This is a genomic window from Leptospira bourretii, assembly GCF_004770145.1.
Taxonomy (GTDB): domain Bacteria; phylum Spirochaetota; class Leptospiria; order Leptospirales; family Leptospiraceae; genus Leptospira_A; species Leptospira_A bourretii.
Genome location: NZ_RQFW01000018.1, coordinates 428,941 through 448,197, shown reverse-complemented (window position 1 = coordinate 448,197; position 19,257 = coordinate 428,941). Strand labels below are relative to the sequence as shown.

General features: G+C 38.3%; 23 protein-coding genes. 15 read left to right on the top strand and 8 right to left on the bottom strand.

Annotation, left to right across the window (positions count from 1 at the left end):
• Positions 1-27: 27 nt before the first annotated feature.
• Positions 28-942: a M23 family metallopeptidase gene (locus tag EHQ47_RS14075; protein WP_135694583.1), complete on the bottom strand. Its 915-nt coding sequence runs from the start codon at positions 940-942 to the stop codon at positions 28-30.
• A 45-nt stretch (positions 943-987) separates the two neighbouring features.
• Between EHQ47_RS14075 and EHQ47_RS14070 the strand changes: the two genes are divergently transcribed.
• Genes EHQ47_RS14070 through EHQ47_RS14055 form a run of 4 tightly spaced genes read left to right on the top strand, consistent with a single transcriptional unit; the run spans position 988 to position 5,210 of the window.
• Entirely contained in the window at positions 988-1,905 is a 918-nt protein-coding gene (locus EHQ47_RS14070) for a sigma-70 family RNA polymerase sigma factor (protein WP_135749752.1), read from the top strand.
• Positions 1,906-1,941: 36 nt separating this feature from the next.
• Positions 1,942-2,652 carry a hypothetical protein gene (locus EHQ47_RS14065; RefSeq protein WP_135749753.1) on the top strand — a complete coding sequence of 237 codons (711 nt, stop codon included), beginning with the start codon at positions 1,942-1,944 and terminating at the stop codon, positions 2,650-2,652.
• A gap of 12 nt (positions 2,653-2,664) precedes the next feature.
• A complete protein-coding gene (locus EHQ47_RS14060) occupies positions 2,665-4,482 on the top strand; it encodes a CHAT domain-containing protein (RefSeq protein ID WP_135749754.1) in 1,818 nt (605 codons plus the stop codon).
• Entirely contained in the window at positions 4,479-5,210 is a 732-nt protein-coding gene (locus EHQ47_RS14055; protein WP_135749755.1) for a hypothetical protein, read from the top strand. The genes EHQ47_RS14060 and EHQ47_RS14055 overlap by 4 nt, the downstream gene beginning before the upstream one ends.
• Positions 5,211-5,225: 15 nt before the next feature.
• Here EHQ47_RS14055 and EHQ47_RS14050 read toward each other — a convergent pair whose 3' ends face one another.
• The gene (locus EHQ47_RS14050) at positions 5,226-5,492 is read right to left on the bottom strand and encodes a sigma-54 down-regulated protein (protein ID WP_035983335.1); all 267 of its coding nucleotides are present in this window, start codon (positions 5,490-5,492) and stop codon (positions 5,226-5,228) included.
• Positions 5,493-5,613: 121 nt separating this feature from the next.
• Between EHQ47_RS14050 and mtnA the strand changes: the two genes are divergently transcribed.
• Together mtnA and msrA are read left to right on the top strand one after the other, a co-directional pair.
• The gene (gene mtnA, locus EHQ47_RS14045) at positions 5,614-6,687 is read left to right on the top strand and encodes an S-methyl-5-thioribose-1-phosphate isomerase (protein WP_135749809.1); all 1,074 of its coding nucleotides are present in this window, start codon (positions 5,614-5,616) and stop codon (positions 6,685-6,687) included.
• A complete protein-coding gene (gene msrA, locus EHQ47_RS14040) occupies positions 6,684-7,193 on the top strand; it encodes a peptide-methionine (S)-S-oxide reductase MsrA (RefSeq protein WP_135694589.1) in 510 nt (169 codons plus the stop codon). Before mtnA ends, msrA begins: the two co-directional genes overlap by 4 nt.
• A gap of 11 nt (positions 7,194-7,204) precedes the next feature.
• On the opposite strand, the gene EHQ47_RS14035 is transcribed toward msrA, so the two are convergent.
• Genes EHQ47_RS14035 through EHQ47_RS14020 form a run of 4 tightly spaced genes read right to left on the bottom strand, consistent with a single transcriptional unit; the run spans position 7,205 to position 11,424 of the window.
• On the bottom strand, positions 7,205-8,686 hold the full coding sequence (locus EHQ47_RS14035; RefSeq protein ID WP_135749810.1) for a DUF342 domain-containing protein: 1,482 nt from the start codon (positions 8,684-8,686) through the stop codon (positions 7,205-7,207).
• A gap of 44 nt (positions 8,687-8,730) precedes the next feature.
• Positions 8,731-9,768 carry an alpha/beta hydrolase gene (locus EHQ47_RS14030; protein WP_135777409.1) on the bottom strand — a complete coding sequence of 346 codons (1,038 nt, stop codon included), beginning with the start codon at positions 9,766-9,768 and terminating at the stop codon, positions 8,731-8,733.
• A 6-nt stretch (positions 9,769-9,774) separates the two neighbouring features.
• The gene (locus EHQ47_RS14025; RefSeq protein WP_135749757.1) at positions 9,775-10,290 is read right to left on the bottom strand and encodes a chemotaxis protein CheX; all 516 of its coding nucleotides are present in this window, start codon (positions 10,288-10,290) and stop codon (positions 9,775-9,777) included.
• A complete protein-coding gene (locus tag EHQ47_RS14020) occupies positions 10,291-11,424 on the bottom strand; it encodes a hypothetical protein (protein WP_135749758.1) in 1,134 nt (377 codons plus the stop codon). It abuts the gene before it with no gap.
• 77 nt (positions 11,425-11,501) lie between these two features.
• On the opposite strand from EHQ47_RS14020, the gene EHQ47_RS14015 reads away from it, so the two are divergent.
• The 7 genes from EHQ47_RS14015 to EHQ47_RS13985 are packed head-to-tail and all read left to right on the top strand — an operon-like array spanning position 11,502 to position 16,932.
• The gene (locus EHQ47_RS14015; RefSeq protein ID WP_135749759.1) at positions 11,502-12,242 is read left to right on the top strand and encodes a class I SAM-dependent DNA methyltransferase; all 741 of its coding nucleotides are present in this window, start codon (positions 11,502-11,504) and stop codon (positions 12,240-12,242) included.
• 43 nt (positions 12,243-12,285) lie between these two features.
• Entirely contained in the window at positions 12,286-13,713 is a 1,428-nt protein-coding gene (gene lpdA, locus EHQ47_RS14010; RefSeq protein ID WP_135777408.1) for a dihydrolipoyl dehydrogenase, read from the top strand.
• An 8-nt stretch (positions 13,714-13,721) separates the two neighbouring features.
• Positions 13,722-14,258 (top strand): hypothetical protein, encoded by a 537-nt coding sequence (locus EHQ47_RS14005; RefSeq protein ID WP_135777407.1) that lies wholly within the window; start codon positions 13,722-13,724, stop codon positions 14,256-14,258.
• A 2-nt stretch (positions 14,259-14,260) separates the two neighbouring features.
• Positions 14,261-15,028: a hypothetical protein gene (locus EHQ47_RS14000; RefSeq protein WP_135777406.1), complete on the top strand. Its 768-nt coding sequence runs from the start codon at positions 14,261-14,263 to the stop codon at positions 15,026-15,028.
• An 18-nt stretch (positions 15,029-15,046) separates the two neighbouring features.
• Positions 15,047-15,616 (top strand): hypothetical protein, encoded by a 570-nt coding sequence (locus tag EHQ47_RS13995; RefSeq protein ID WP_135777405.1) that lies wholly within the window; start codon positions 15,047-15,049, stop codon positions 15,614-15,616.
• Between the two features lie 30 nt (positions 15,617-15,646).
• Entirely contained in the window at positions 15,647-16,183 is a 537-nt protein-coding gene (locus EHQ47_RS13990; RefSeq protein WP_167483298.1) for a hypothetical protein, read from the top strand.
• A 2-nt stretch (positions 16,184-16,185) separates the two neighbouring features.
• Positions 16,186-16,932: a hypothetical protein gene (locus tag EHQ47_RS13985; protein ID WP_167483297.1), complete on the top strand. Its 747-nt coding sequence runs from the start codon at positions 16,186-16,188 to the stop codon at positions 16,930-16,932.
• Positions 16,933-16,986: 54 nt separating this feature from the next.
• Here EHQ47_RS13985 and EHQ47_RS13980 read toward each other — a convergent pair whose 3' ends face one another.
• Positions 16,987-17,358: a hypothetical protein gene (locus EHQ47_RS13980; RefSeq protein ID WP_135777402.1), complete on the bottom strand. Its 372-nt coding sequence runs from the start codon at positions 17,356-17,358 to the stop codon at positions 16,987-16,989.
• 190 nt (positions 17,359-17,548) lie between these two features.
• Between EHQ47_RS13980 and EHQ47_RS13975 the strand changes: the two genes are divergently transcribed.
• Complete coding sequence (locus EHQ47_RS13975; protein ID WP_135777401.1) at positions 17,549-17,836, top strand: hypothetical protein; 288 nt, start codon at positions 17,549-17,551, stop codon at positions 17,834-17,836.
• A 135-nt stretch (positions 17,837-17,971) separates the two neighbouring features.
• Here EHQ47_RS13975 and EHQ47_RS13970 read toward each other — a convergent pair whose 3' ends face one another.
• On the bottom strand, positions 17,972-18,871 hold the full coding sequence (locus EHQ47_RS13970) for an alpha/beta fold hydrolase (protein WP_135777400.1): 900 nt from the start codon (positions 18,869-18,871) through the stop codon (positions 17,972-17,974).
• Between EHQ47_RS13970 and EHQ47_RS13965 the strand changes: the two genes are divergently transcribed.
• Positions 18,866-19,255, top strand: a complete 390-nt coding sequence (locus EHQ47_RS13965) for a DMT family transporter (protein ID WP_004785703.1) — start codon at positions 18,866-18,868, stop codon at positions 19,253-19,255. The genes EHQ47_RS13970 and EHQ47_RS13965 overlap by 6 nt on opposite strands.
• Positions 19,256-19,257 lie beyond the last annotated feature (2 nt).

The window sequence follows — 19,257 nt, the reverse complement described above, 5'->3', positions numbered from 1 at the left end:
GTAGTTAAGTATTCTTTGGTGGAGGGGTTAATTCCCCCCACTAATTCTTGTTATGTTGATGCTGAAACTTCGTTCAGAATTTTGTCCGCTAAAATCTTTTGTTTGTACTTTGATGGTATTTTCACCTGCCTTTAGATTGAGAACACCTACCAAATAACGATCCTTAAAAAACAAATCATCAAAACTATGTCCCTCTTTGGTTTTCCATTTTCCTTCTTCAAAACGTAAGGATTCAAAGTTTGCTTGTTTATAAGCCTCTCCATTAAAAAGAAATTTTACTTCTTTGATTCCTCTTCTTTGGCTATTTTTGATTCCCCCATCTAGGATACTGACGGTAAGAGGAAAAGCTTTGGACACATTGATATTGTCACCATCGTTGAGATTGGTGTAATTTTCCCCTACATGGATGAAGAGATTGGCAATCTGTGGAGGCATTGTGTCTTCCACTGGAGGTAGGTAGGTTAGGGGATCGAGGAGAGTTTTTCCATAATCCTTTCCCAAAACAAAGTGTAGGTGGCCTCCGGTGGAATGTCCTGTATTTCCAGAAATTCCAATGGTATCACCGGCAGAGACCTGTTTGCCTGTCCGAACCGTTTCATTTCTTGTCCCACCTAAATGGTAGTACCCGCTCACATAACCGTTTTTATGTGCAATCCAGACAATATTTCCAGACCCACGTTCCTCTTCAAATGGGTCGTCCTCCGCATAACGGGAGTATAGGATGAATCCCTGGCTCATACTTTTGACAGGTTGTAAAACCGAAGAAATGTCCAATCCATTGTGAAAATGGTCTTTTCTGGACTCACCGAAGGTGCTCGTGATGAGACCAGGCAATTCCAAACCCTGGATGGGCCAAACAAACTCGGGTTTTATATCAGAGATGGGTTCCTCTGCGAAAATAAAACTTGCCAAGAGACTCAATACTACAACAATACTTCTCATGTTTAGAGAAGTCTCCAGGCAGGTTCCTTTTTAGGAAAGTAGATAATGAAACAGACTTCTTATACCAACGAAGAAATTTTAGAGATTGTCAAAGCCTGTGGTGGTGGAGACGAAAAATCTCTCCAAACATTTTTTGATATCTATTCGCAAGATATTTACAATTTTCCCATCCGTGTTTTCCACTTAAGTGAAGATGATGCATCTGATTATTATATCTATGCATTTGAAAGGTTAAAAACCGGGAAACGTTTCAAAAGTTTTGTGGGAAAATCTAGCTTTAAAACCTGGTTTTTCTCAGTCCTTCGCAATTTACTCATTGATTGGCAACGCACCAAACGAGAAGTCAAAACCCAAACGATTTCCAAAGTCAATAAGGAAGGAAAAGAATATAGTACGATCGAAGATGAACCTGACAAAAGATCAGAAGCTTTGGCCTTAGCAATCGATGTATCAGACCAATTTCATTCCATACTATCCACAATCAAAATTGAAAACCGAGTGGTTTTCAAATTGTCCTTTGTTTATTACCTCCATCTAGATCCAGAAGAGGTTCGTTTCGTAGCCGAAAAAACCAATCGTTCCGAAGAAGAGATCCGGGTTGAAGTTTTACGTCTTCGGGAAGAACTTTCCGGCCGTGAAGAAGAAAACTTAAAAATGGAAGATAAAATCACTTCCCTGTATTTGAATATTCTGGATTTGAAAGAACAGAAAAAATCCAAGGCACAAGGGGATTCTGTAGAAGCACAATATTATAAAGAACGTTTGGACCACGCCCTTGCGAAAAAGTACGAACAAAGAAAAAAACTAATCGAGAAAAAGCAAAAAGGGCACTTTCTCGTCCGGACACCGTACAGAGAGATTGCCAGAATCTTAGGGATTTCCGAAGGTGGAGTCAGTGTGACCTTGCTAAGAGTTCTCGAAAAAATGCAAAAAAAAATGCATTCGATGGCTGGAGAGGGCTGATTTCCTTCGTCATACTTTAAGAGAGTGGAGTTTGACATGGAAGATCAGGGTTTTAACGTAGAGACAATGGAGCTGGCGAGAGAAATCTTTATACGAGGAGAGTTTCCGAGTGAGGGTGAGTTGCAAAATCATCCTGATTTGTTGGAAGCATTCTGGTTATGTGAAGAGGCTTTCTTCGCCAATATGCGCCAAGAACTAGTGGAAAACCATCCGTTTGCTGAGTCTTGGGACCTTGCCAAAGCGGAATTGACAATGGGAAAATCTCCTCTCCCTCTCCCTGAATTTTTAAAAGAATACACTCGTAAGAATCTAGTCCTTCCAGAAAAAAAAGACAGCCTCATCGTTCGACTCACACAGACAGGAGTTCGTGTGATTGATAGTCTTGTGGAAAGTTTGCAAATCAAAGAGAGTTTTGAATTTGCTCCTTCGATGCGTTCGGCATCGGCAGAGGTTCGGTCCGGAGAAGCAAACTCTGTGATTTTTGAGGAAACCACCAGCCAAAACCAAAAGTTCTACTATCAAATCGTAAAAGAAAACCAAGGTGAAGTTTACCTTTCTGTGAAAGCCGAGGGAACTCCTGCTTTCCAACAAGTCAACTTACGTCGAGAGGGGCGGTTCATTCTTTCTAGTAAAATTAATTTAGAAGGCAGCGCCAGCTTTTCCGGGTTAGTCCCAGGTGGTTACACCATTGAGTTTGTAGGTCCAGGCCAATCAAAATCGTTTGACTTGTCTATCCTTGTTGGATAACTTCATGGGAGCATGCTCTCCCTAATCATCGACAGAGTTGGAAACGTTAATATCTTCAATGTTTTAGAAGATAATCTTCCCGTAGAAGAGTCACATATCCAATCCACGTTAGATGATGATCTAATTTTTGAATACTTGGGAGAAGTAGAGAGACTGGTCCATGTTTCTCAATCAGTACTTTCTAATTCAAACCAGATTCTCAATGCTGACATTCTCCAAGATTTAAAAGTACTTGGCGAAACTTTTTACCAACAGTTTTTTCCTGCATCCATCATTGAAAAATTAAAAAACACAACCAAACACAGCATTCATTTTAATATAGACCCAGCTCTTGCTCTCATTCCTTGGGAACTTCTGCACGATGGTGCCAGTTTTCTTTCCGACAAATTTAGAATTGGAAAAACAATTCGTGGTGGATTACATCGCCCCACTCACCATGAAAATCGAAAGATTAAGATGCTTATCATTGCCGATCCAACAGAGGATCTTCCCCACGCGCAAAAAGAAGGTGAGGTATTGTTTTCTGTTTTAAGTCAAAAGGTTCCTACACATTTGTTGGAACTTGAGTTCATTGGCGGAAAACAAGTCACCAAATTAAAGTTACTCTCTCTTATCAAAGACAAACATATCATTCATTATTCGGGGCACCTACATTTTTCAGATGACTCATTAGAAAATGGTTGGTTGTTGTCAGACGGAAAGGTTTTAAAAGCACGCGAAATCAAATCAACAGGAATTGATACTGATTTAGTATTTTCTAACTCTTGTATGTCAGCAAAGTCTGCTGGTAAAAAGTTAAATCCGAATATTTTGAATCAGTATGCGGGTGCTTTTTTAACTGCTGGAATTAAAACCTTTGTTGGAACCAATTGGGAAATTTTAGATAACGAACGAACCATTGATTTTACCGTCAGGTTTTATACCTTTCTATTTTCTGATAAATCTGTAGGTGAGTCCTTGTATTTATCCAAAGAGTTTGCAAGACGAAATTATCATGCAAACGACTTAACCTGGGCAAATTATGCTTTGTATGGGAATCCTGATTTTTCTTTATTTGTAAAAGATAGAAGAAATTTTCACTCAGCAAAAATCTTAAATCCAACTTCTGTAATCGAGTTTTATCCCACACCCATTGCCGTTGCTTACTCAAAGTTAATCAATTCCAACAAAGCAAAATCCATCGATAAAAGTAATTTGGTCAATTTGATTAAGTTGTTTGAAGCAATCAGTCAGGTTGTGGGAATGATGGTATTTAGTGACCATGCCGCCCATGCGATGAACAAATCAATCCCGAATAACCCCGATGATGCGGTATCGCTTCGAAAGTGGTGGGAACTTGTGTATGGTTGTGTTTGGGATTTCCAAAAACTAAAGATTTCTAGTATTTTAGAAGCGGCCTTACCTGTTTTACATGAACAAAAAGAAACTATTTTTAAAATTGTTGGATGGATGGAATCTTGGGAACAAGAAGAGATCAAAGAAGAAGAAATAGAATCTTATCAGATCATTATGCAGTTCTTTTTGGAGAATATGTTACTAGAGTTTTCGGAACTAGAGAAAGTTAGTGTTCTTTTGGTATCCGAAAATCAAAATCCACATTTTTATTTTAAAGGGATCAAACCTGCCTATTTATATCCATCCTCTCCTGGTTCAAAAGATAAATTACAAGAACAACTATCAAAACACAAAGGAAATCTTGTACTGGTTCATGAAAACCGTAAGATTGTGATTCCTTTTCCTACTTACTTTAAAGAACGAAAAGAAACGGGAGACCTAGAACTTGTGTTTAATGGTCTTACTCCTTTTGCTCCAGGAGCAAAACAGAGTTGAGTTTATGCCATCCAGATCTTGGTAACGTATCATGCGGTGCCTGCTGTGGATTATTTAATTTAAAATTATCTCCTAAAGAATTTAAAACATTATTATCTGAACGGACTTCTGAGTTTCAATCAACCGTCAATTTTGAGGTTAGGCATAGTTTCCCTATCTTTCGTAAAGATAGAGAAACAAAGGAAGCAGGGATTTCCAAAAAAGATGAGATGACTTATAATTGTCCATTTTTGGGATATGTAGATAGCGCCAAACAACGAATAGGTTGTATGATCCACCCAATTTTTACTGGGGATCCAAAAAGCCAAAACTTTTCGTTTTATGGGACATCCATTTGTCAGGCTTATGATTGTAAAAATAAAGAAAGTATACTCTCGGATTTATGGGAGTCTCTCTTTGTGGAGATTGCAAAAGATTCGGTGGAGTTTTCGTTTTTAGCCGCAGATCATATCTTTGCAAATGCCTTAGAAAAACTTTTTTCCTTTTGGGAGATCAGTATGGATCGAATGTTTCATGAATTCCGATTGGAACTTATGGACCTATACCGAACGAGACTTTTGACTGCAGCGGAAAAAAATTTTACTTCGTTTGAAATCAATTATGAAAGTTTTTCTGAATTTAGTGCTCTGGAAGTTTATTTTGCAAAAGAATTGGGTGCGTATTGGAAAGAATGGAGAGAGGAACTCAATAAAAAAATCCCGGATAGAGGTAAAGTATCCGGGCTTTGATTAAAATAAATTTACTTAAGCTTTAGAAGTAACAGTTGCTACTTTTGCTTTTGTTTCAGCAACAACAGTGTTTGCTTTTCCGATGATTGTTTCTACTTGAGAAATTCCTTCTTGAAGGTATTTTCTAAGGTTTACAGAAACTTCACTTTGGTCTTGCGCACCTTTTGCAGCTAAAGACTGAAATCCAGTGTTGATGTTAGAGAAAGCTTTTTCAGCTTCTACTTTTGCTGTGTTCACTGCACCTAGGATGAAGTTTAATCCGTCTTTTACTTGTTGTTCCATTTTCATTTTCCTTTTTTCGGTATTGTTTTGTGCATTGCACCACTCCTTTTTGTGCGCTGCACAGGGATTTGTCAACCTGTTTTTGTATTTTTTTTCTGCATCGCACCAAAAAAGTGGATCGATGACTCACCCGGAATTTTTACCCATCCAATGGAAATCCTCCCATTTGGAACTTCTTGACCAAAGGATTTTGCCTGGAAAAAAAGAATTTTTAAAAATAACAACTGTTGAAGAAACCATATTAGCGATCCGAGAAATGGCTGTTAGGGGAGCACCTGCCATCGCCATCACCGGAGTTTTTGGTCTGACTTTAGGTGCAAAATCCCGGGTGGGAGTTGCCTCCGCAAAGGAGATTGACTTTCTACTTACCTCCGTTCTAGAATCTCGACCTACTGCTGTTAATTTGAGTTACGCCATCCGTGAAGCTAAAAATCGAATCCAAGGCATTACCGATTGGAGTTTGATCGCAAATTCTTGGGAATCCTATGGCAATGAGATGGTTCAATTAGATTTAGCCGCCAATAAAGCGTTAGGTGAAAATGGAGTTTCTTTATTTTCCAAGGACCAATCGGAATTTCATATCATTACGCATTGTAATACCGGTGCTTTGGCTACGGCCGGACATGGAACGGCCCTCGGGGTCATCAGAAGTTTGCGGGACTCAGGGAAAAAAGTCATTGTGTACGCTGACGAAACAAGGCCTTTTTTGCAAGGATCGAGACTCACTGCCTTTGAAATGATGGAAGAGGGAATCGAATGTTATATCATCACTGATGGGATGAGCGGATGGCTCATGAACCACAGAAAAATTGATGCGGTATTAGTTGGATGTGACCGTGTCGCTGCCAATGGAGACACTGCTAACAAAATTGGGACTTACAATTTAGGGATAGTCGCCAAAGAACACGGAGTTCCCTTTTATGTCTGCGCCACAAAAGACAGTTTTGATCTAAATTTGAAAACTGGGGATGAAATTCCTATCGAAATGCGAAAAGAATCAGAGGTGACACAATTTGATTTTTTAAAAACGGAAGATGGAAATTTTTTATTTCCAGAAGGAAAAACTTCGCCGATTGGTGCTCGTGCCCTCAATCCGTCTTTTGATGTAACCAAAGCTCACTTAATCAAAAACTTTATCACAGAATTTGGATGTTTTGGACCAGATGAGATTTCAGTTCGTCTAAAGACTGTATGACGGAAAAAGTAATTTTAGGTGGTGGGTGTTTTTGGTGTACAGAAGCCGTATACCTAAGGATTCCCGGAATTCTTTCTGTAAGATCTGGATATGCAGGAGGCTCTACTCCTAATCCAACCTATAAAGAAATTTGTACTGGCACTACGGGCCATGCAGAAGTCATTGAAATTGAATTTGATCCTGAGATAATTTCTTATTCAAAAATTTTAGAAGTGTTTTGGGTTTCTCACGATCCCACAACACTCAACCGACAAGGAAACGATGTGGGTACACAGTATCGTTCGGTTATATTTTATTTGAATGAAAATCAAAAAGAATTAGCAGTGGAGTCCAAACGAAAACATGCGTTTCTTTTCCCTGATCCCATTGTGACAGAAATTGCACCAGCACCAGAGTTTTATCCTGCAGAGGATTACCACCAAAACTATTTTACTCTAAATCCGCAGAACCCGTACTGCCATTATGTAATATTTCCCAAGTTAAAAAAATTGGGTTTAAAACTATAATCGTTGTAAGGTTATTTCCCTTTGAAAGCTGTTAACATGGCTTTTTCTTGGTTTGGAAAAAAGTTCATCACAAAAGCTGTTTGGGCCTTGGTAATTTTTTCTACCTGTCTTCTGTATTTGATTATCGCACCAGGGTGAGCTGTATTCCTAACGACAACTTTCACATTATCTTGGTTATAACGTGCACCTTTCAGTTCTTCAATCTTTGATTTTAATAATTCAACAGTTTTACTTTTTTTCTGATAAGCATCAAAGATTTCTTTGAATTTTTCTTTTCGTGCATCATCAAGTTTACCACGAGATCTTTGTACGACTTCTTTGATTTTTTGAATTTCTGGCACCAGTGCCTCTAATTCTCTTTCGAACTCTGCTAGCCTTGAACTACCTTCAATAAAGAGTCTATCATTTCTAAAATGAAATCCTACTTCGACGACTGTATCCATTTGGGCAGTAGATCCTAATGAAGAAACTGTGATTCCTTGGTAAGAAGTGATATCGGATCCAATGATAGAAGAGGATTCTCCGGTAAGGATTACGTTTCCTAAACAAAGAATTTTGCTTCCTAAAATAAAATTTTCAACGATACAATCGCCATCAATTTCAAGGTTTCCGTTTTCAATAAACTTCGTACGTAAGTCACCTTTGATGCGAATGACACCTTTTCCTTTGGCTTTCACTCCACCTTTGACTTCTAGGTCTTCACCTACAACAACATCCGATGATTCTACGTTTCCATCTAAGTACAAAGAACCTTGGCAATTGACAATTGCACCTTCTTCAATGGTTCCTTTCACTCGAATGGTTCCTTCAAAGTTGATGTTTCCTGTTCCGAGTCCAATATTACTTTCAATATTTAATTCTGGAGAAACAGTAAGGGAAGTGTCTGTAGAAAAAACAACTCCACTAAGGGATGCAAAGTATTCTTTGAGTTGTCTTCCCGGTTTTTCCGGATCCTCAACTGTTTTAGGGAGTACATTTTTTCCTAAGGTAAGTCTTGGTCTATCAATAGGATTTGGATAAATTGGATTTCCTAAAACATCAATCCCTTGTTCTCCGGCAATTCCTTCAAACAATGTGGCAAGTCTTTCGCCTTCTTTTACGTGAACATATTTATTGATATTTCTATAATCAGCAGATCCGTCGTCCTTTAGGACAACACGTTGTGCTCTTGGAAAATAAAACTTGATCCAGCCACTTTCTCCTTGTTTGGCGGGGTTTCCTTGGGCCACGATAAAATTAAAATCTTCTTTTACTTTTGTGGGATCTTTGAGAATTTTATCGATTTCGATTGCGGCTTTGTCTACCTCTTTCATCAAAATCCGATCCCTATGAATGGATGCATTGTCTAGAGCTTCATAAATCAAGATATTGCTCATAGAACCACCTAACAACCAAATTGGTTTTGCGACCAAAGTTGCAGTAAGTCGATCCTCGGAGATTTGGATTTTCAGTCCCCGTTCCGGATTGAAGTCCGGTGCATTTTTAACGTCCATTCTGTTAAAAGTATCGGCATATTTTTTAGGAGAAACGAGAATTTCTATCGGTCGAGCCAATATAGAAAACTTCCGAAGGTCTGGAGGAGAGCCGGAACCCCAAAAATTTGGGAATGGAGCGGGAGGCTATCCCCATGAGTGAGGGCAGTGGAGGTGCGGTAGACATAAGGAATTTGTTTTTTCTGGAAGAGGAGGGTGAGTTTTTCCGATTCGTCGGGTGAGATCACCGGATCCGTTTTTCCATGAAGGAGAGAGACCGGGCCTTCCAAAGTTTCCAATTGGTAAAAGGGCGAAAGATTTTCGGGAAGGTTTTTAGGAACAGTGTCCAGGACTCGTTTGGCAAGTTCTTTACGGAAATTTCCATCTCGTCCCACTTGGGAAAAAAAATCTTTGGCTCGGTTTGAAGTTTTTTCAAGTAAGTTAAGAGCGAAGGCTTCATTCCCTATTCGTTTCAATCCATTGTCGAGGGCCGCTTCGTAATATACGGGTTCTAATTCTTCCGAAAGTGATGGTTCAAAACGATGGATAAAGTTATAAAGAATTACGTACACAGCGTACGGATCAATTTCGTAATTTGAAAATACAAAGGGTACGGTATCTAAAAAATCACAGTAGGCTCCGATGGCCATGGAAGATTTTATTTTATCTCTTGTATTGGATCTGGAACCTGCAATGAGTCCCATTCCTGCAGAAAAACTTGCTGATAAGTATCCTAATTGATTTCCGTTAAATAAATGTTTGGTGGAATAGATTTCCAACATTAAGTTTTGGATATTGGAAATTGTTTTTTCTTCGATTTTTAATCCCTTTACTTCGGGAAGTTCTGGTAAAATGACACTATGATTAGAACTAGCAATGTTTTCTGCAAGTTCCAGAATCCTTGGGTCGTCAATTCCCATGGCACTCATGCCATGTTGGATATAAACTCCCGGTAGAGATTCAGGATTTTTTCCCGTTGGATAAAAATGAAATGCCCTTCTGCCTGTGTCTGGCAATTGGAGTTCTTTACGTTCTAAAGATTTTTTTTGTTTCAACCCAGCATAACTCAAAACGAGTGGGATTGCCAAAACATAAGGTTTCATTCGGCTTTACTTTTTCGGAGTAGGGAATTTTTCCAACAATAAAATCAAATATAACCTACCCATATATTCTTCTCCTCTTCTATCTTTGAGATTAAAGATAAGAATGTATTGGCGAAAATGTTCTAAGGAAATTGGAACTAGTTTATGGTTCAAGTTCTCCGGTGGTAATATATCAATTTCGTAACGCCCAAGTCTCATTTCTGTAATTAATTTTCCGGCAATCTGGTTTGCAAATTCCATCATGATGGATGAAGAATGAGAGCGGGAAGTAGGATCAATTTGAAAGGCTTTGGCAATTTTGGGAAGGAGTTTTAGTTTTGTATATCCATCTAAAGCAAGATATACTTTTCCATTGATATCACCAACAAATTCAACAAGTGTACAATTTTCAAAACAAAGACCTTCGTTTTTGGAAGGACCATAAGCTTCTCTGTCTGCATAGACGAGTAAAGTCTTTTGAAAATGTTCCGGTAATACTTGGGAAACAGTCAGGATAAACTTTTCATCAATTAATGGATCCATTTAGGCTGCGTGGTAGAGGATACTTTCTTCCAAAGATTGATAAGCTGCCTTGATCCAAGTATCAAATTTGATTTTGGGAGTGGATTGGTTCGAAAAACCGAGAGCAACTTCTGATGGATACCCTAGACTATCAAGTTCTTCAATGAACTGTTTAAAAAATTCAGAAAAACCATCGAGTTTGTCATTGGAAATGATACTTGCATATAAATGATCCTCCAATTGGTACAAACCCAAACCAAGGACTCCATTCTGTTTTCCAAGAATGTTTAATCCAATGGCAATCTCTGATTGGAAGTTGGTATCGATGAATTTGAAAAGAATTAATGTTATCTTTTCTTTTGATTCGAATGCTGATTTTGCCATTTGGTAAAAGTGAGATACATTATAAAGTTTTGAAACAGGGTGTTTGGTTACTTTTGTATATTCTCTTTTGGTCATAATTTTTTCCGAGATGATGTTTGATTTTTCCCAGAAGGATTGTATATCCGCTTCGTTCCAAGATTCTTTTGTAGAAAAACATAAAAAGCCAAATAAATGTGCGTTCATTGTCAGAGGAATATATAACTTTCGTTTGTCGAAAGAGATGGCAGGAAGTAGTTCTTTTATTTTTCCTTCTTCGTATTCTTCCCATTCTACAGGATTGTCATCTGTCTCCACCATCATCCCAGCTTTTTGCCAAAAACATTCTTTAAACTCTTTTTCATCATAATAAAAATATTGGATTGAGGTGAGTTTCTCTGTAAAAAATGGGAAAGGAAAATCTTTTACCGTTTCAGAAAACACGGCCCTTGTTTCTGAATGGATTGATTCTCTTGCTAGCAAAACGGGATCTTTTTTCCAGAGAATGTCTTTTGTTTTTGGTTCTGCGTTGGAGGCTTCGATGGGCATAGAAGATTCTGTATCAAAGACAATATCTGGTTTTGTATTTGTTTCCGATGGTTCACTTGCATCAACATTGGATCGTGATTGATCTGCAAGGGACTCTGGTTTTTGGAAATCCAAACTATACAAAAAGAGGGTGAGGAGTAAACAGGAAACGGTGAGGAGGGTGAAACTCACCCAGGAGAAATAAAAAGTATATTGAAGGATGACACCAATGATAAAAAAAATTGTGGGAATTGTATATCGTTTCATGGTTACTTAGCCGTTACTCAATATAACGGGTAAAATGGGGATTCGCTGAACTGATTTTCCCTTTCCGCTAGGGGCAAATGAAACTCTATTCCGAATTGGCCGAATACTATTTTACCATCGAAGAACCAGGTCGCAAGTTTTCGGAAGAAATTCTTTTCTTGCGAGATACATTTAAGCGACATAAAATACATACTGTTTTGGATATCGGCTGCGGGACTGGTGAACATGTCAAAGAACTCCAAGGAATGGGTTTTAAACCACTTGGTGTGGATGGTTCTCCCAGGATGTTAGAAATTGCCAAGGCTCGTTTTCCCCATTGCCAATTTGAACTGGGAAAAATGGAAGTATACGTCGCCAAACAACCTGCAGATGCAGTGATTTGTTTGTATGGAACTTTTAATTATCTCATCAACGATGATTTGGTTCAAAATTTCCTACGGAATTGTTATAAAAACTTAAAACAAGCCGGGCTTTTGGTTTTAGAAATTTGGAATGCGGATCCCATCCACCGCATCAAACGAAAACCCATCACCACTGTGAGTAATGTGCGTCAAGGTGCCACTTCCATTCGTAGGAATCGAGGATTTCGATTAACAAGAGCAGACGATGTTGCCATAGTTGAAGTGAACTATGTATATAATTTGAATCAAAAAGATTTGAAAGACAAACATACGATGCGTGTTTTTCATTTCCCGCAGGTTCGAAATTTCTTAGACGATAATAAGTTTGATGTTCTCCATGTTTATAGCAACTACGACGGTGAAAAATATATAAAAACCGGTGCAAGGATGCTCATCGTCGCCAAAAAGAGGTCTTGACTTTCCATTTTTCGTACGGTATCCCAATCTATTGGGAGAACCTATGTCTAGTCCAAACCATTTCCAAGTCATCGTTATTGGAGGAGGGCCCGGTGGTTATGTCGCAGCCATCCGTGCTGCACAATTAGGATTACAAACTTGTCTTGTGGAACGTGAAAAACTCGGTGGAGTTTGTTTGAACTGGGGTTGTATTCCCACCAAAGCCCTGTTAGAAAGTGCTCATGTTTTGGAACATTTAAAACATGCAGCAAGTTTTGGATTGTCCTGCGACAATATCAAAGCTGATTTTGATGTCGTGATCAAACGTTCACGGTCTGTGGCAGACCAAATGGCCAAAGGTGTTGAGTTTCTGATGAAGAAAAACAAAATCACCGTCGTAAATGGAGAGGCTAGTTTCCAAAATTCCAAAACCATCCAAGTGAAGCCAAGTTCCGGTGAACCTTTCACTTACACTGCCGACTTTTATATTTTAGCGGTGGGAGCTAAAAACAAAGCCCTTCCTTTTTTGCCCTTTGACGGCAAACGTGTGTTATCTGCAAGAGATGCCATGATCGAACCAAAAGTCATTCCTAATCTTGCCATCATTGGGGCGGGGGCCATTGGAGTGGAGTTTGCGGATTTTTATGCCAGTATGGGTTCTAAGGTAACGATCATTGAATTCCAAGACCATTTACTACCCAATGAAGATTTAGAAATCTCTGGAATCTTAGAACGAAGTTTTAAAAAACGAGGGATTGAACAGTATTTGAGCCATGGAGTGGAAACGGCTTCTGTTACGGATACGGGAGTAGAACTTACCATACAAGATCGTAAATCCGCAAAAAAGGAAAAGTTAAACTTTGATAAGGTGATTGTTGGGGTGGGAATAACACCTAACACTGGTAATATTGGTTTAGATGAAATTGGAATCAAATTAAAAAATGGATTTGTGGATTTTGTCGGTAACTACCGTTCGACTGTGGATCATATTTATGCCATTGGGGATTGTATTGCCACACCGGCTCTCGCCCATGTGGCCAGTGCCGAAGGAATTCGTGCGGCAGAAGATATCTCTGTGCGAGTCGGTAACCCTCACCATTTACAAATCGCAAGACTCAACTATTCTTATATTCCGGGATGTACGTATTGCCATCCAGAAGTGGCGAGCGTGGGCCTTACAGAAGAAAAAGCAAAAGCAATGGGATATGAAATCACTGTTGGTAAATTTCCTTTTACCGCGAGTGGTCGTGCCCAGGCCCAAGGGGACACCACCGGAATGGTAAAAATTGTTTCGGATAAAAAACACGGGGAAATTTTAGGAGCCCACATCATTGGGAGTGGGGCCACTGAGATGATCGCAGAATTGACATTAGGTGCCAATATGGAGATTACGGTAAGAGAACTTGCTAATACCATTCATGCACATCCGACCTTGTCGGAAGGAATTATGGAAAGTGCGGCTGCGGTGCTCGGGGAAGCGATTAATATTTAGGGGGAATGTTGAAACGAAGTTTAGGAGATGGTGTACCAGATTTTCCAACTTTTATCAAACAAATCACGGAACAAGGTTTCATGAAACCAGATAATATGGAACTTGCTGGACCTAATGGTGGGACAAAGGCTATAATTAATACCTATATGCAAGGTCAAGGTGAGTTTAAACGTTGGAATGACGATAAATCACATCCACCACTTCCTCAAGGAGATCCTTCAAATACAGCTTCGGTTCAAGCTGCTCGATCGGAAGGCTATCAAGTCATTGCTGATTTCTTGAAAAAAGAACAGCCTTTGGCAATAACATTGAGGGTGAAAGATAATGGTAGTGGTTCAGGGCATACCATCAGTCTCCAAAGAAATCCAATAAAAGATGGTCGTTATACGTATACAGTTGTAGACGGTTCTTCATCCACAAAAGTCAATGGTACAGAATTTGACCCTTACAATGTTGCGGGGTCAGTCTTAGGGGATCCTAGTAACTCTTTAAATGACTATAAAGCGTATCCCCCTTACAATTTTGATTACGTAAAAGGGAAATAAAAATGAAATATCCATTGCAAAAGGCACTATCCTTATTCTTCGTCTGTTTTCTCACAACTTGTTCTACAGCTTCAGAAAAGATTATGAAAATGTCGGATGAAGAGCTGATCCAAGAATTAACCTCCAGATCTTTCAAGTTTTATCAACAAAATATAGGACATTATACAAAAATATATGTTCCAGCAATGGTCATGAATGGTAAGGGACAATACCTACCTGGGGATCTAATAAAAATTTGTTCGATCAAAAATTTAAAATTCTTGGTGATCGAGTGGGGTGAGTTACCTGAATTTAGCCAGGAAGAAATCCAAGTATGTAAAAATTCGAACTTAGATACAATTCTCATTCGTGGTGTCAAACTAAACAATATTCAGATTTGTGAAATCGCGAAAGGATTGAAGGCACCGAAAATAAGGATTGATTTTGATTATATTCCTTTGGCAGACTCAGAACTCGCATGTGTTTCGCAAGTCCCCAATTTAGATCGATTTATCGTTGGATCAGGTGCCAAAATTACGGATGAAGGCATGTGTCAATTTTCTCAAAATGCAAAAAATCTTAGTTTCCTTCGAATGGATGATATAGATTTTCTAACGAAAAAAAGTACGGATTGTATGGTTAACCTTCCCTCGCTCAAAGACGTTATGTTAAAAAGGTGGAAACATGTTCCTGAGAGCCAAATGGAGAAGTTTGTCTCTGCCTATGAAGCAAAACACAAACGAAAGCTTGAAGCATCCATTTACGATCCAGTTGGTTATGAAAAACCATAATCGATTTAGAATAGCATCGTGAAAAAGATCTACTTACTGATTGTATTGTTTCCGCTAATCCTACTAGAGGCGGAGAAACCCAATTTAAACAAAAGTTACCGTGGGATTCGTTTTTATCCAATCAGGCAAGAACTAGTGGAATCTCTTGTCATCTATGTTCCGAAAATGACGGTGAGATCTGATTCAGTGCAGGAACAATTCAAATATCCTATCACCTTTTTCAAGGCTGATTGCAAAGAAGTTGCCGAATGTTTTTCTTTGTTAATCGATGTATCAATCATTGATGATTCAATGAAATCTTTCGATGAAATTGTTTCCGAGTCAAAACAAAAAGACTTTCGATTGACTCCTACCTCACTGCCTCATTGGAAACAGTATCTTCGCTACACAACAGATCCAATGGAGATCCTTTATGGCCCAGGTGAAATCATTGGAAGCAAGATAATCGCCTTTTATTACCATAAAAAATACCAAAAAACATATCGTGTCACGATCAATATGATCTACACTCCTAATTTTTCAGAGAGAGACTGGAGTGAAATTACCAATCATGCAGTTTCCATTCTGAATAGTGTTACAATTCGATAGAGAGTAGAAGTGTCAAAATCCAATTGAAGATTGGATGATGCAAGACCATACAAGTCAAAAGCCATGAAAAAATGGTGCCAAGCTGCTTCCCTATGGGCTACTTGCCGAAAAGAATTCGGATCAGCCGTTCCTGATAATTTTGTTGATTTTGTCAAAAAACATAAGGATAGTATTGAAATCAAACCAGGTGATGTGATGTATGTTAAAGGTAACGACACAATTATGAATTCTTATGCAAGTCAAAGTGGAAAAGAATGGCATAGGGATACGTTTAAAGATACAAATCCCAATATCACAAGAGACCAGGCATATGCGAAAATCGCAGAAGCAATGCAGACTACCACTTCCAATTCAGTCATGATTCGCATTAGTAGCGGGCATACCATTTCCATTCACCGAGATGGCCCTGGAAGTGATTGGATTGTGAAGGATACGGGTCATAGCAAAACGAATACTTCGATTGTCGATCCGTATAATATTACAGAATCTGAATTGTTTAAGTATGATAACTATAAAAAGGAAATACCGGAAAGCATTGCATTTCCTATCACATCGGTTAAAAAATAATTATGAAAATGTATATTTACCTTGTTAGTTTTTTATTACTTTTTTTGAATTTTAGTTGTAATGGCTCAGTGAAAGAGAATGAAAGTGGTAATCAGAATTACGAAAAAATAGTAAGAGAATTAAGCAAAAGGAATTATGATGTAGAAGTGAATTCCCATAAAGGGATCAAATCATATGTAACTGCACATCCTAAAACATTGCTAATGAGTAATGATTTAATTAATATATGTAAATTACCTAATCTGAGAAATCTACGAATTGATAATGCAAATCTATCTATCGATTTTTTTGATCATTTAGAAAACTGCGACCTAAGTTCTTTGAGTCTGTTTAGTTTAGAGAATATTCCTTGGAAGGATGGAATCATTTGCTCACTTAGTAAAAAACGGAAAACCCAGGAGTATTTGTATTTAGATAATACAAATTTTAGTGATCATGATATGGGATGTATTTCTAACTTCGAATCGATTATGAGTTTAGGTTTTCATGGTCCTGCTCATAAATTCTCAGAAGAAGCTTTTTGTAAATTGATGCAAAGCGGAGTAAAACTCGATAGCTTCCATCTTACCAATATTGATTTATCGAAAAAAGAATTCAACTGTCTCTTGGATCTTAAGAATATAGATGTTTTCGTATTTAAAAAAATCAAAGGCCGTTCGGCTAGTGATATGCAAAAACTAGAGCAATTGTATTTCAAAAAAAACGGTCGCAAAGTGCTTGTAGAAGTCTTCGGCTACGATTCTCCTTAAAGAAACGGATTTTAAAGACGTAAGTGGAGTGAAACAGTTTCGATGCATTCACCTTCATTCCATCGGTTTGATGGTTCCATCCTCAAAGGTATAGCTCACTGTCTTCAAGAGCAACTTTGTTTTTGAATATACTTCTAAAGTGAATCGAGAATTCTTTAGGTCAAAGATGGTTTTTGGTATTGAGTCGTTTGAAAAACCCAAGGCTCTCATCTCATTATAAGTTGAGAAAAAGGATAATTGCTCCATAGTTCGGTAAGAAGAATATTGACCAGACAAATATTTAGCGAGTATATCCCTTCCATTATCTGTTTTAAAATCATAAATGGTAATGGAGTTGTTTGGCCAAACTTCTATCAATCGATTTTCTTTTAAATACACTTGTGCGTAATTTCCCGTTGTATGAATGAGTTTGGTATCTCCCTCCACAATTTTCCAAACAAATAAAAATCCATCTCCTCCATCGGAAAAATAAAACGTCCCTCTAGCAAAGAGAAGCTGTTTTGTTTCATCGAAAGAAATTACAAATTCTGTTGGTCTTGGAGGATCCCGTCGGATATTGGAAACGGTGACTTCTGCTTTTTTTTTGTGGAATGATTCTGTTCCAAATGGTTCCTTGATGAAGAAAATTTTCGTTGAATCAAAATTAAAAGATTTCAGATTGGAACCTCAGTCTGTAAACGACTGGAAAAAATTCATTCGTTACCAAACAGAAAAAATGGAAATCTATTATGGTCCGAGCGAGATCATCGGAGAAAAAGTAGTCGCTTTTTACTACCATAAAAAATATAAAAAAACCTACCGCATAACAATCAATATGATTTTTACGCCAAATTTTTCAGATAGAGAATGGAATGAAATTATCAACTTTATCATCGGAATGTTGGATAATTTAGTTATAGTTTAGTGTTCAATAGTTTTATTGAAATATTTCAATCCCCAGTGCCAGCGATTGCAGCGGAAAGCGCGGACGGTGCAATTCGGATGCTAATCCACCTAACTAATTTGAGGCGCCACATCTCCTAACTTCTGCAAGCCTATCTCAATCTTCTTTAATCTCCAAACATTGCCGCATCCAATCCCAAGTTTCTTTTGGTCTTTCGAAGGGGAAAAAATGTGTGAAGCCAGGGAAGATGGTGACATCGGACTTAGGATGTTTTTTTGCGAGGAGGTTGGCATACTTTGGACTACAGACTTCGAATTTTTCGGGAATGGCGATATGGTTTTCCGTTTTGATTCCATAAAAGTTTTTGAAGACATGGAAGTGGGCATGTCCAAAGATTCTTGCTTCCACTTTTGGATCACAACATAGTTTGACTTCTGAGTCGTGGCCAGTGTTTATAAAACAAGAGTTTAGATAATCTTCGAAGATGGAAGGTTCGAAGTTGGCAAAGGCGGGGAATTTTCGAAAAGACCGCCTAACAAGCTCAATCGATTTGAAATGAGTTCTTCTTTTTTTGGCACCCTTTGCTAAAGGGTTTTCTAAAAATTTAGAAAGGAGGATGAGTTTCCAACCTAAGATGACAGGGTCCATGGCGAGTACTTTTTCAAAACGGGAAGGTTCTTTGGCAGCGGCTAAAAGTGATGAGGCACCACCTAGTGAATGACCGATGATAGTTGTTTTGTTGATGGATTCAAAATCAAGAAGTGCGAGGATTTGATCTCGAAACACATTCCAGTTATTAAATTTTAAACTAAACTCAGAACGTCCATGTCCCAAAAAATCAGGAGCAATGACTCGATAGTGTTTTGATAATAAATTAAAGTAATATCGGTAACAACCAGCACTATAACCATTGGCATGACAGAAAACGAGAACGGGACCCGGAGTTTCCGAATCTAAGTAGGCGCATTCCCAGTTTCTGAACCGAAAGGATTTTTGTTTCATTTTTCTATTTGACCCTTCCCGATTTAGATCGGATTTTGTCTCTATCCCATGCAATTCCAGGTCATCCTCTTCTTCTGTATAGCCGTATTCTTTAATGCATTGGCTAATATTTTAATCAAATCCTCATCCTTACAAGACCAAACAAAAACATTGTCAGGTGGTCTTTGGGAAACAATCTTTACAGTGTTTAATCCTTACTTTATAGGTGGGCTCGCTAGTTTTGGTTTAGCCTTACTGGGGTATCGATATGTGTTGGGGAAAGGTTTGAAACTTTCACTTGCATATCCAGTATTTACATCTAGTGGATTTATCATTGTTCTGATCGCATCGTCGCTTTTCTTTAAGGAAAGATTAAATTTAACGCAGTGGTTAGGGATTGCATTTATATTGATTGGTGTTTGGCTTACCGCCTTGCAAATGTTTGATGTTAAATCGTAAAA